Below are 13,111 nucleotides of genomic sequence, written 5' to 3'. Positions count from 1 at the left end.
TTTGGTGATACATCCGCGCATTTTCACGCAGGTTTTTTTATTGATTGGTGGCACAACGTTAAGCATTTCAGCCCGTGTCGCAAGCAGTAATAATGACGCCTATGTGACGAGTTTGTTATATAAAGTGTCGCTTAATGTCTTCCGTCACGTCGCGTTCATATATCAATTTGTCGTTTTCGTACGCCTCTAGTCGGGCAGATAGGTGAAAGTGGGTGGCGTCCGACCACATCTGCGACCGAGTTTCGGTACGCAGAAGGATACCGTCACGCTCCAGCTCTTCGGTCCAGTGACAGCTGCCTTTGGCCGAGAGCGGGTCGTCTGGATGGATGGTCCATGTTTCGCGTGCAATAGACCCTGCGATCAGCCCGTGATCGGCATCACGTAGCTTGCCGAAATCATCCTCGATGATCAGTGAGATATTGCCGGTGACGCGATCGATCTCTTGTCGGCGGATATGGTTTTCAGGGCGCAGTGTCTCTGTCTCCCACGGGGCGGCAGAGGTGGGCGGGGCAAAGCTGTATTCGTCGCCGCCATTGGTAGGGCGCTGCGGCAGGTCGATATGGCCCGACGACAGCGTCACCTCGGCGGCCTCTGGCGCGGGCCAAAGCAGGGGCCAGTAGGCGGTCGAAATTGACACCCGCAGCCGGTGCCCTTTGGGAATACGGTAGGCGATGTGATCCAGATCAAGTGTGATATCTGTGGCGGCACCTGGTGTCATTGCCTTCGGATGCTCGGCGCTGTCACGATGGCTGAGGTTCAGGACGCCGTAAGTGATCCGCGCCGATGCGCCGTCGGGATGGATATGGTTCAGCCGCACGGCGATCTGCCCCTGCGGTTTGTCGCACGCCAGACGTAAATGCAGGCGTGGCGCGCCAACGATATCCATCTGTTGATCCAGTGGCCCGCTGTCAAAGCAGACCGAAAGCGCATCATCTTGCCGCTGGTCGCCGGGCATCTCGGGTCCAAGCCAGATCGCGCAGTATTCGCCGCTATCCGCACCGCAATGGGCGGGGGAGGCGATGCTTTGGTTCAGTGGGGCCGGTGTGTCATGCAGCCCGTCGTTGGTCAGGTGCAGCGTTTCAATCGGCAAGTGCGAGGTCGCGCCCGTGGCTTGCGCGATCCAGCGGCCAGGGCGCGCGTGTGTCCATGTCGCGGGGCGCATGCCGTCCATCAGATACGCGCGATAATCGGGGTCGTCTTCCACGCCGGTGTCGATGTCCTTGAGCCATCGATCCCACCAGCGCAGGGCTTCTTGCAGAAAGCCGATGCGCGGTTCGGGGATGGCGAAATGCGGGTATTTATGCACCCAAGGGCCGACGATCCCTTTGGCATCGGGCAGGGCTTCGACCAACTGGGGCACAGCGTTTTTGTAGGAATCGCCCCAACCGCCGACCGCCAGCACCTTGGCTTTGATTGCGCTGTAGTCCTCGATTACCGATCCTTGCTTCCAATAGGCGTCGCGCGATTGGTGGCGCAGCCAAAGCGCCGGTAGAAACGGTTCTGCCTCCAGTCGTCCCAGCCACATCTCGCGCCAGTCGGGGCGCAGGGCGGGGTCGGGCGCACGGCTTGAATACGCCCACATCGTCGCCCCCCAACCGAGGTTCTCGTTCAACAGGCACCCGCCTTTGTAGTGGATGTCATCGGCAAAGCGGTCGACGGTCGAGCATAGTGTGATCACTGCTTTCAGCGCGTCTGGCGCATGGGCCGCGACCTGTAGCCCGTTAAAGCCGCCCCAGCTGATGCCCATCATGCCAACGGTACCGCTGCACCACGGCTGTGCGGCAAGCCAGTCGATCACCTCTAGGCAGTCGGCCTGTTCTTGCGGGGTGTACTCGTCTTCCATCACGCCGTAGCTGTCGCCGTTGCCGCGCATGTCGACCCGCACGCAAGCATAGCCCCGTTCGGCAAACCACGGGTGCGTCAGCGCATCACGGGCCGTCGTCCCGTCGCGTTTGCGGTACGGCAGGTATTCAAGGATAACGGGAACAGGCGCGCCATCTGAATTTTCAGGCCGCCAGATCCGTGCAGAAAGCCGGCATCCGTCCGAGAGGGTAATCCCCATATCCGGGTCTTCGATCAGCGGCAGCGGGATGTTTTGAGAGATGTTCATCTCCCGAAGGTTGCGAGGAAACCTATTTTTGTCAACAATTTAGGCGGGGGAAGGGGTCGCGCGTGGGAGGTTTTTCCTGAATAAATTGAAATGGTTAATTCTGAAGTGCGTTAACCTTTATTAGCGCCTACCCGTTCTAATGGAAACTGTGGCAGCGATGCACCGTGGAAATAAGGCAATAATGTGGCGTGTCAGTTTAAACTTGGCTTTTATGTGTTTTGGCGGCTATCTTCTGCAACAATAATAGCGTCGATTTAAAGACGAACATATTCAGGCGGCTGCACGATGCGATCAACGCGTGGGCGGTCATAAAATTTTCTCAGGTGTCGCGCGTAGAATGCGTACCGAGGTGGAGCAGATATTATGAAGACGATAGATTTCGTCGTTCGCGATCAAGCGGGCGCATTGCAACGTGGCACGGTTGCGGAAAACGCAAACTTCCACGTCATTCAGGCTACATCAGGTCAGGAAATATCGCTGAACCTGCGTCAGACCGATTTCCAGTCGCATCAGCGCTCGGGCGACAATCTTGTGCTCACGCTCAATGACGGGTCGGTCATCACCATCGAGAATTACTTTAACGACACCGGTGTCGCGAACCGTTTGTTTATTTCGGCGGATGGCTATCTGAACGAAGTCGCCTTTGTCGAGGGCGAGGGTGGCGGTCTGTATGCCCAGTACGGCCCGACCGAACAATGGGGCAAATGGAGCCCTTCTGACGATCTGATCTATCTGGGTCGCAGCGATGTGGCATCAGTGCCGGGCGGCGTAGAGCCGGGCGATGACGAAGTATCCATGCTCGCAGCCCCCTTGTTGGGCGGCGTTGTCGGCGGCGGTGGTGCTGCAGCAGCAGCCGGTGCGGCAGTTGTGGGTGGCGCGGCGGTCATCGGCGGCGGTGGCGGTGGCGGCGGTTCCTCTGCGGCGGCACCCTTTGTGAACGATGCGGAAACCACCGGTACCGTGGGCGGTGACGATGCGGTTGAACAGATTATCGTCACGGGCGGCGGCGAACCGGGCTCTGACGTTGTCGTCACGATCGGCGACAAGGACGTCACAACGATCATTGGCGAAGACGGCACATTCGAAGCGGTGTTCGAGGGCGACAACTTCCCCGAAGACGGTGATCATGAGGCCGAGGTGGTCGTTACAACCGACGGAACCGAGGCAGTGCTGGACGGTCCGACGTTCATTATCGACACCACAGCGCCCACGGTCACGTTGTCCCAAGGTACGCAAAGCGTCGGCGACTTCTTTAACGGTGAAGCTTTCGCTGATGGCGTTACTTTGGCCGGCAACGGCGAGGCGGGCGCATCTGTCGATGTGACAATCGCCGGCATCACGCGCAGCACCACCGTGGCCGAAGACGGTACATGGTCCGTCACCTTTGAAACCGGCACATTGCAGGGCGGCGAATACGAATCCGACGTGCTGATTTCGACATCCGATCAATATGGCAACACCTCGACCAGCACTGAAACGCTGGTGGTGGATACTGTTGCGCCGACGGTCGCTGTCACATCCGGCACGCAATCCGTGGGCGACAGTTTTAACGCGGCTTCCTTTGCGGGGGGCGTCACGCTGAACGGCACCGGCGAACCCGGCTCGACCGTGCAGCTGACCATCGGGGGCATCACCCGCAACGCGACCGTGGGAGACAATGGCGCATGGTCCGCGACATGGCAGGCCGGCACTTTGCCCGCAGGTGAATACATCAGCGATGTGACCATCGTAACGACCGATGCTTTTGGAAATAGCTCTACTTCGACCGAGCAGCTGGTGGTGGATACCGTCTCCGAGGTCGCGATTGCGGCGGATGCGGTCGAAGTCGACGGCGTCATCAACGCGGCAGAGCGCGGCGACGGCGTGACGCTGACCGGCACATCGCAGCCGGGTTCGACCGTTCAGGTCAGCTTTGGCGGCGCGACACGCGATGCGGTGGTTGATGCAAACGGCAACTGGTCCGCTGATTTCGCGGCCACTGACATTCCAACCGGCGAGACAACAGCGACTGTCACGGCTGTGGCAACCGATACGGCGGGCAACACCGCGACCGCAACCAGCCAGGTCGAGATCGACACACTGGTGAATAATCTGGCCTTCACCGGTCAGACCGGCGGCAACGACGGCGTGATTAACGCGACAGAGGCAGCGCAGGGCATCGTCATGACCGGCACGGTCGAGCCCGGCTCGTCTGTTATGGTCCAGCTTGGTCAGATCTCGCGCGCGGCGACGGTTGCGGCAGATGGCACATGGACAGTCAGCTTTGCCCCCAGCGATATTCCTGCAGGCACCTACACCAGCACAATGACCGCCACCGCGACAGACGCAGCGGGCAACGTGGATAGCGTGTCGCAAACAGTCACTGTTGATACCGAAGCCGGATCGCTCACCATCAGCCCGCTGCCGGTTGAAGGCGATGATGTGGTTAACGCTGCCGAAGCAAGCGACGGTGTGGCCATTTCCGGTACCGCAGACGCGGGCGCGGTCGTACAGGTCACGCTGGCCGGTGTAACACATACGGTTGTGGCGAATGGCAGCGGCCAGTGGACAGCATATTACGCCGCCGGCGAAGTTGCCCAAGGCGTCTATACCGCCGACATCAGCGCGACCACGACCGACGCCGCAGGTAACAGCCGCAGCGCCTCTGACAGCGTGCGCGTGGATACCCGCGTCGACAACCTGTCGCTGAACACGGTCGAAGGCGATGACATCATCAGCGGGGCAGAGCGTCTGGCGAACGGCGGCGTGCTGGTCACTGGTACCTCTGAAATCGGGTCGTCCATCATTGTGACGCTTGACGGCGCGTCGGTTAATGGGGCTGTGGATGCCAATGGCAACTGGTCCGTGACCTTTGCGCCGGGGCAGGTGTCCCAAGGCACGATCAACACCACCGTATCTGTCAAGGCGACCGATGCAGCGGGCAACACCGCCACGGCAAGCCACGGCGTGCTGATCGACACGGTCGTTGACCCGCTCGAGATAGCGCAAGCAGGCGGGAATGACGGTGTGGTCAGCTCCCGCGAAGCGCAAACCGGCATTGATCTAAACGGTCAGGTTGAAGCCGGATCAAGCGTTGTGGTCAACTTTGACGGTACCAACTACACCGCTTTCGTAGATGGCGCGGGCAACTGGTCGGTGACGATCCCGCCCTCCGAAATCCGCGAAGGCACCTATGATGCCAATATCTCGGTCACGGCGACGGACCGTGTCGGCAACATCGCATCGATCACCGACACACTGGCGATTGACACCTATGCCCCCGAAGGCCCCGTCATCGCGTCCTATACCCGCGACGGCGACGGCATCCGAGGTATCTCTACCGAGATCAGCCCCGATACGTTGGACGTGCATCAAGTGCATGCAGACCGCTCTATCTCCGAAGTGGAGTCGACCAGCTTTGACATCGACCCCATCGGCGAGCGGAACTTTCAGTTCAACAGCAATGTACCGGACGGGTCCGACCTGATCGTGACGGCAACGGATGCGGCGGGAAACTTCTCGGGCACATATCTGGCGCTGGATGACGAGGCGGCAAATACGCAGCTTAACCTGACCAACCCGAACCTGGGCAACTACAACATCGAAACCGTTGATCTGCAATTCGCCGAAGAGGCGCAGCTGACCATCACTGAAACCGCGCTGGTCAACCTCTCGAGCAACACAAACGAGCTGATCATCGACGGGCATAACGACGACACCGTGACGATCACCGGCGCGCAGCGTGGAGGGTCCGAGGTACGTGGCAACCAGACCTATGACATCTACACCTTGGGTGACGAAGCCACGCTGTTGATCGACAACGACATCAACGTCATCGTCTAACGACTGCACCGCGCCCTCTGTCCAAGGGGGCGCGGGTGGCACACGCAGGCGGCAACGACCGCAGGCGTTTTTAGAATAAAAAAACCGGCACGCTAAGGGCAGGCTAATGAGGCAGAGTGTAAAACGGGCAGGGGGCATATGCGCAGCAGCGCTGGCCCTATCCGGCTGCATGTCGGATTTCGGCAGCGGCATGATGCCCGGTGACCTGATGCCCACCGACATCGTCACACGGTTCCGCACCCCCGACGCCTCGCAGGCGATGAAACCCACCTACGCTGAAAAAATCACCGCAGACAGCCAGATCATTCAAGGTCTGGCGCTGCGGTCTTCTGTTTTGCCCGATGGTACCGTGTCGGATCAGGTGGCCGCCGCCGTGCTGGCCGCCAACAGCCGCACCGCCGAGGCAGAGCTGCGCGCCGCAACGTTGCGGTCCGAGGCCGCGAGCAAGAACTGGCTCCCCAAGATCGGGCCACAGGTCAACCTCACCTCGCTGGGGTCGCTCGCGGCCAATCTGGTGGTGGATCAGGTGCTGTTCGATAATGGCCGCCGCGCGGGCGAACGCGCTTTTGCTGTGGCCGACGTCGAAGTCGCTGCCGTATCGCTGGCGCAAGACACCAACAACCGCGTGGCAACCGCGCTGAAGCTCTACACCAACGCGATCGAGGCGCGCGATACCGCGGCGCTGAACCGTGTCGCGCTCAAGGATATGACCCATTTCGAATGGGTGATGCAGGAACGTGTCAAAGGCGGCGTATCGGATGTGTCCGACCTGACCATCCTGCGCCAGAAACTACTGGAAATCCGCGCCACGCTTGATGCCTCGGTCGAGCGCGAAGCGACCTCGATGTCCGAGCTGAACGCGATGTCGGTTCACCCGCTTGACGCGATGCACGGCGTGCCAGAGGTCCCCGTCAACAGCTTTGCCGGCGCGCCGCTGTCCGTGGTCCGTGCCGAAGCCGAAAAGACCCGCGCCATTGCGGCGTCCAAGGTCGAACGTGCCGGTTTGCTGCCGGGCCTGTCCGCGGGCGCGACCATCGGTGAAGGGGGCGGTGCAGGGCTGTCACTTGGGTCGGATCAACTGCTGGGTCTGGGCACCAAGGCGTCGCTTGACGCGTCGGGCATGGCCGAGGAAACCGCCACACGCAAAGTGCGCCAATCGATCGAAGACGCGAACCGCACGTTGCGCCGTCTGGAAAAGCAGCTGAGCGCCAAAACCCGTCAGGCGAGCGAAGCCGCGACCCTTGCAGTACAGGCCAAACGCAACCTCGATCTGTTTCAGGAACAGTATGACGCCGGTCAGCGTCAGGTCATGGATGTGGTCGGCGTTTATGAGACATACTCGCGCCAGCAACAATCGCAAATCACCCTTAAATACGAGGCAGTGCGTCTGAAGATCGAAATGGCGCAGATTCAGGGTGTGCTGGCGGACGGGAGCGCGATTTGACCCAGAAGCCGACCTTTACGCTGACGATCACCAACGGCAACCAAGGTCGAATGGCGGCAACGGAGGCGGTGCAGCCCAAAGCAGAGAATGCCAATCGCCCCGAGGACCGTATCATGGCGCGCGCGAAACTCGCCGCGACCTATGCTGGATTACTTGGGGTCACCACCGCCGCCCGCGATATCTTTGACGTTGTTGCCGCGGCCCCGCAGCATGGCAACGATCCGCATGTCGAGGCCGAAGCGCTTGCGCGTGGGATGGAAACAGCAGGGCTGGTCACTCAGGTCAGCCGCGTGCAGGGCATTTCGAAAGATATGTGGCCGGCCCTGGCCTATATGACATCGGGGCAGGTGCTGTTGGTCATGGGCCAGCAGCGTGGCGATCTGATCCTCTATGACACAACCTGCACCGACAATCGCGCGATGGTGCCGATCAGCGATTTCAAACCCTTCTTTGCAGGCTTGGTGCTGCGCGCCGAAGCCTCGCTGAAGACAGTGGCGGAAACCCATAAAACCGACGGTGCGCCTGCGCATTGGTTCTGGGGGCAGTTTCCGCGCTTTCGTCGCCAGTTGATAGAGGTCGCAACGGGGTCGTTTGTGGCGAACCTGCTGGCTGTCGCCGTGGCGCTGTTTTCCTTGCAGGTCTATGACCGTGTGATCCCGCATCAGTCCGAAGCGACGCTCTGGGTGCTTGCAGCTGGTGCAGGGCTCGCGTTGCTGATGGAAGCTTTCCTCAAGATGGCGCGGGCGCGTCTGATGGACGGGGCAGGGCGGCAGATCGAACTGTCGGTGCAGGACATCCTGATGCGTCGGTTGCTCGGGATGCGATCCGACACGCGCGGGCAAGCCCCCAACCAGCTGTTTTCCGCGATGCGTGAATTCGGGTCGGTGCGCGAATTCTTTACCGCGTCGACCATTGGCACCATCGCGGATATCCCCTTTATCTTCGTGTTCCTCTTCCTCGTGGCCAGCATCGCGGGGAATGTCGTCTGGGTGCTGGTGCTTGGCGGTGTCTTGATGCTTGTGCCGGGGTTCTTGCTGCAAAAGAAAGCGATCCAACTGACGCAGGAAACCCAAGGCGCGTCGACCAAATCCTCGCGGCTGCTGCACGAGGCGATATTCGAGCTTGATACGGTCAAGACCCAAAGGGCAGAGGACCGCGTGCTGCGCCTGTGGACCGAGCTGAACACCCTGTCGTCGGTTAAGTCGTCAGAGCAACGCAAGCTCGCGTCCTTCCTCACGTTCTGGAGCCAAGGGGTCCAGCAGGCCACCTATGTCGCGGCGGTCATCGTGGGCACCTATCTGGTGTTTGCGGGGGAATTTACCGTGGGGTCGATCATTGCGGTCGGTATCCTGACGGGCCGGACGCTGGGGCCGCTGACGCAACTGTCGGGTACCATGGCGCGGTGGGGCAATGTCAAAGGCGCGCTTGACGGGCTCGACGCGATTGTCGCAGCACCGCAGGACACCGCAGAGGCGCGCACCTATCTGCGCCGTGAAAAGCTGAAAGGCCAGTTCGAACTGCGCGACGTGATCTTCCGTTACGAAGATGACGGCGCACCGACGGTTGATATCAAAGCGATGCTGATCCAGCCGGGGCAGCATGTCGCCGTGCTGGGGGCCAATGGATCGGGCAAATCGACACTGCTGAAGATGCTCAGCGGGCTCTACGCTCCGACCGAAGGGCGCATCCTGATTGACGGCACAGAGCTGGGCCAGATCGAGCCGCGCGACCTGCGCCGGCTGATCGGCTATCTGGGGCAGGACGTGCGCCTGTTCTCGGGCACGCTGCGCGATAACCTGAACCTCACCATGCTGGAGCGTGACGACGACCGCCTGCACGCAGCGCTTGATTTTGCGGGTCTGGGGCCGTTTGTGCGCAACCACCACAAGGGTCTGGACCTAGAGATCAAGGACGCAGGCGCGGGCCTGTCTATAGGACAGCGTCAATCTATTGGTTGGGCGCGCCTGTGGTTGCAGGATCCGGCGATCTGCTTGCTGGATGAGCCGACGGCCGCGCTGGACCAACGACTGGAAGCAACGCTGGTCTCGCGGTTGCAAGACTGGATGGCCGGACGCACTGCGATCATCGCGACGCATCGTGCGCCGATCCTTGCACTGACGGAACGCACGTTGGTGCTGCAAGATGGCCGTATGACCGTTGACGGGCCAAAAGAAAAAGTGCTCGCCCATTTGGCGGGTCAGAAGGGGCATGTCGCATGAACTCTGTCAGCACCACGCCGCTGGGGGCGCAGATGACGGGGCAGATGCGCGGGCCGTCCATGGTGATCTGGCTCTGCGGTGCATCCGTGCTGGTATTCCTGCTGTGGGCTGCCTTTGCTTGGGTCGATGAAATTGTGCGCGCCGAAGGGTCGATGATATCTAGCTCGCGGCCCCAGATCATCCAGAACCTCGAGGGCGGTATTCTGGCAGAGCTTGCCGTGGGCGAGGGTGACCATGTGGAGAAAGGCGACGTGCTGGCAAAGTTGCACGGTACGCAGTTCCAGTCCTCGGTGGATGACTTGCGCGATCAGATCAGCGCCTTTGAAATCCGCCGTCTGCGCCTAGAGGCAGAGCTGGCCGGACAATATGATTTTGACGTGCCCGACGCCTTCGCCACGCGTACCCCTGATATCGTAGCTTCTGAACGCGCGTTGTTGAGGGCGCGGCAATCGGACTTTGTCTCGCGCTCCGAAGGGGCGGGGCGGGTGCTGACCGAGGCCACGAAAGAGCGTGAACTGCTTGAAAATATGCTCAAGAAAAAGATCGTATCACTGATCGAGGTGACGCGTGCACGCAAGACCCATGCGGATGCGCGGATAAAACTGGACGAGATCGTCACCGGCACAGAGCTGGACCGTGCGCAGGAGTATTCGGACGTTCTGAAAGAGCTGGCAACGCTGAAACAGAACCTCAAGGCGAGCACGGACCAGTTGAACCGCACCGTGCTGGTCAGCCCGCTGCGCGGCATCGTCAACAACCTGAGTGTGACCACCATCGGCGGCGTCGTGCGCCCGGGCGAGGAGATCTTGCAGATCATCCCGCTGGACGAAGAGCTGGTCGTAGAGGCCCGCGTCAAGCCAGAGAACATCGCCGGCGTACGTCCGGGGCAAGAGGCGACGGTCAAGCTGTCAGCCTATGACTATACGATTTACGGGACGTTGAAGGGCACGGTCAAACTGATCTCGGCTGATACGTTCAAGGACGAACGGTCCCGCGCGGCAGATGGCGATCCGCATTATAAGGTGACGCTGCAGGTGGATACTGAACACCTCACCCCGCGACAGGCGTCTTTGCAGATCCGCCCGGGGATGCAGGCGAGCGTCGAACTGCACACAGGGTCTAAGACGGTTTTGCAGTATCTCTTAAAGCCGCTCTATAAGTCCAAAGAGGCGTTTCGCGAGCCGTAGACGTGGCAAGGGGGCTGTCGGCCCCCCTGACCCCCCGAGGATTTTTTCCATTCGGAAGATCAGGGGTTTTCCGTGTCGAGCCAGAGGGTGACGGGGCCGTCATTGGTCAGGGCGACGGACATGTCGGCCCCGAAAGCGCCGGTTTGGACGGGGATGCCGAGGGCTTCGATGCAGACGATGAAATCTTGGTACAGCATCTTTGCCTGATCAGGCTTGGCCGCGCGCGAGAAACCGGGGCGGGTGCCGCGGGACGTATCGGCGGCGAGGGTGAACTGGCTGACAATCAGAGCGCTGCCGCCCGTATCGGCGAGGCTACGGTTCATTTTGCCGGCTTCATCCTTAAACAGGCGCAGCTTGGCGATCTTTTGAGCAAGTGTCTGAGCGGTCGCTTGGGTGTCATCGGGCATGGCGCAGACGAAAATCAGGAGGCCATGCTCGATCTGCCCGATGATCTGGCCGTCGACGGTGACAGAGGCGTCGGTAGCACGTTGGAGAAGTGCGCGCATATCAGACCTTCCAATCGATAATGTCGGCGGGTGTGGCCCGCTGCGTGCGGAAGCGGTTGACCGGTGCTGTGTCGTCCGCATAGCCAAAGGAAATCGCGCAAAGGATCAGACGGTCTTGCGGCAGGTCGAAATGGCTGCGCACGGTGGGCGCATAGGCAGCGATGGCGGCTTGGGCAATGGTGGCGACGCCAAGCGCAGTGGCAGCCAGTGTAAAGGCGGTGACAAAGCCGCCGCTGTCCATCGCGCCGTAAGCCCCAAGCTCTGCCGGGGAGGTTACGATCGCCACATGGGGCGCGCCAAACAGCGCATAGTTTCGCATCATCTGCGCTGTGCGACCTGCGCGGTCTGCCTTGTCGATGCCAACCGCGTCATAGAGCTGGAAACCGCAGGCCCGCCGCCGATCGCCGTAAACGCCACTGTAGGATGCGGGCCAATCGAGATCGGCGGCGGGGGGCGTGCCCTTGGCAATCTCTTGCGCCAGCGCGTCGCGGAAGCGGTCGGTCGCGGCCCCTTTGGTGACGGTCAGCTGCCACGGCTGCGCATTGCACCACGACGGCACATGGCGGGCGGTTTCGACGATGCGCGTGATCACCGCGTCATCGACCGGATCGGGGCGGAAAGCACGGCAGGACGACCGCGCCTTGAGAATGTCGGTCAACGTATCGATCTGGGTCATTTTTGCAGTGCCATAAAATAGCCGACGATCCCGGCGACAATCAGGCCGAGGATCACCGCAAAGGTGATCTTGACGGTGGAATAGGGGCGTTCCCCCTGAACACTGCCGGTGCGGCCGTTGACGACAAAACGATAGGTCTTGCCGCGGTATTTATAGGCCGCCAGCCAGACCGGCAGGAGGATATGCTTGAACGTCACATCACTGACCTGCGTCTGGATATTGTGGATGCGCTGGCGGTCGCCGCCGATATCAAAACGCACGTCGCGCTGGATCATCGCGTCCATCACCTCGCGCGCCTGCGCATAGCCTTCGTCAAGCGTGACCGCATAGGCTTCGGCGCGAAAACCGGCGAGGTATTCCGGCGCATAGGGTTCAAGCGCCGCCAGATCCCACGGGGCGAGTGCATCGGTAAACCGTTTCGGGAGCGATGTTGACGCCAGCACCAGCACATCATCAAAGAAACGCGCCACACGACCCGAGGTCGCCCGCCAGCGGATTTTGGGCACCTGCTGCTGCACGCGCTTGCCGTCGCGCATGACGGTCTGGGTCACGTAATAGACCGTGCCCCTTTCGCCCGAATAGCTGGATCGGGTGTCGGCGTCATAGGTCCAGTAGGGCACATAGATCCCCTGCATCTTGCGGCCCTTGCGCGCGTATTCTTGCAAGCCGTTGGGGGCAAACCAAAGGCTGCCCAGCCAGTCTGTCATGGCATCGCGTGCGGTATTTTCGGTCAGGCCAAAGGGCAGCACAGCGCGGGGTTTGATGTGGCGGTTCAGGCCTGTGTCGATCACCACAGGCGTCGCGCAGAACGGGCACTCGGTTGCATGTTTGCCGGGGTCGAATTCCACTTGCGCCGCGCAGTTGGGGCAGGTGGTAACGCGGGTCTCCTCCATCTGGGATTGCGGGAGCGCGCTGGCGAGGGCGGCTTGAAAATCGAGCTCGGCGATGGGGCTATGCACACCGCGCGCCCCCGAGATTTCCTCGGTATTGCCGCAGTGGTCGCAGACCAGCAGATATCTTTCGGGATCAAACCGCAGATCGGACCCGCAGGTATCGCATGGAAAACGGTGTTCCTCGCTTGGCGTTCGAGGGAGGGCGGGGTCGTCAAAGCCGGTGCTGGCGGGCATAGAGCTGTCCTTTGGTCAGG

8 protein-coding genes are annotated in these 13,111 nt (G+C 60.9%); 4 read left to right on the top strand and 4 right to left on the bottom strand.

What is annotated here, in order from left to right; genetic code table 11:
- Positions 1 to 115: 115 nt before the first annotated feature.
- Positions 116 to 2,110: a CocE/NonD family hydrolase gene (locus tag GLP52_RS07550; protein ID WP_237271990.1), complete on the bottom strand. Its 1,995-nt coding sequence runs from the start codon at positions 2,108 to 2,110 to the stop codon at positions 116 to 118.
- A 363-nt stretch (positions 2,111 to 2,473) separates the two neighbouring features.
- Between GLP52_RS07550 and GLP52_RS07545 the strand changes: the two genes are divergently transcribed.
- The 4 genes from GLP52_RS07545 to GLP52_RS07530 all read left to right on the top strand — a co-directional run bounded on the left by GLP52_RS07545 (position 2,474) and on the right by GLP52_RS07530 (position 10,782).
- Positions 2,474 to 5,932 carry an Ig-like domain-containing protein gene (locus GLP52_RS07545; protein ID WP_237271989.1) on the top strand — a complete coding sequence of 1,153 codons (3,459 nt, stop codon included), beginning with the start codon at positions 2,474 to 2,476 and terminating at the stop codon, positions 5,930 to 5,932.
- A gap of 136 nt (positions 5,933 to 6,068) precedes the next feature.
- Positions 6,069 to 7,376 (top strand): TolC family protein, encoded by a 1,308-nt coding sequence (locus tag GLP52_RS07540; RefSeq protein WP_420544115.1) that lies wholly within the window; start codon positions 6,069 to 6,071, stop codon positions 7,374 to 7,376.
- Positions 7,373 to 9,595, top strand: coding sequence for an ATP-binding cassette domain-containing protein (locus tag GLP52_RS07535; RefSeq protein WP_237271987.1), 2,223 nt, complete (start codon positions 7,373 to 7,375; stop codon positions 9,593 to 9,595). Before GLP52_RS07540 ends, GLP52_RS07535 begins: the two co-directional genes overlap by 4 nt.
- Positions 9,592 to 10,782, top strand: coding sequence for an HlyD family efflux transporter periplasmic adaptor subunit (locus GLP52_RS07530; RefSeq protein ID WP_093733800.1), 1,191 nt, complete (start codon positions 9,592 to 9,594; stop codon positions 10,780 to 10,782). Before GLP52_RS07535 ends, GLP52_RS07530 begins: the two co-directional genes overlap by 4 nt.
- 59 nt (positions 10,783 to 10,841) lie before the next feature.
- On the opposite strand, the gene dtd is transcribed toward GLP52_RS07530, so the two are convergent.
- From dtd to GLP52_RS07515, 3 genes are read right to left on the bottom strand one after another with little or no spacing between them, the layout of a single operon-like run.
- Positions 10,842 to 11,288 (bottom strand): D-aminoacyl-tRNA deacylase, encoded by a 447-nt coding sequence (dtd, locus tag GLP52_RS07525; protein ID WP_237271986.1) that lies wholly within the window; start codon positions 11,286 to 11,288, stop codon positions 10,842 to 10,844.
- Between the two features lies 1 nt (position 11,289).
- Positions 11,290 to 11,964, bottom strand: a complete 675-nt coding sequence (locus tag GLP52_RS07520; RefSeq protein WP_093733802.1) for a nitroreductase family protein — start codon at positions 11,962 to 11,964, stop codon at positions 11,290 to 11,292.
- Positions 11,961 to 13,091 carry a TFIIB-type zinc finger domain-containing protein gene (locus GLP52_RS07515; RefSeq protein WP_237271985.1) on the bottom strand — a complete coding sequence of 377 codons (1,131 nt, stop codon included), beginning with the start codon at positions 13,089 to 13,091 and terminating at the stop codon, positions 11,961 to 11,963. Before GLP52_RS07515 ends, GLP52_RS07520 begins: the two co-directional genes overlap by 4 nt.
- Positions 13,092 to 13,111 lie beyond the last annotated feature (20 nt).

Source organism: Sulfitobacter sp. M22, from assembly GCF_021736025.1.
Lineage (GTDB): Bacteria > Pseudomonadota > Alphaproteobacteria > Rhodobacterales > Rhodobacteraceae > Sulfitobacter > Sulfitobacter litoralis.
Note: the sequence above shows the minus strand (reverse complement) of the source record. Positions and strands in the feature narration are given on the sequence as shown.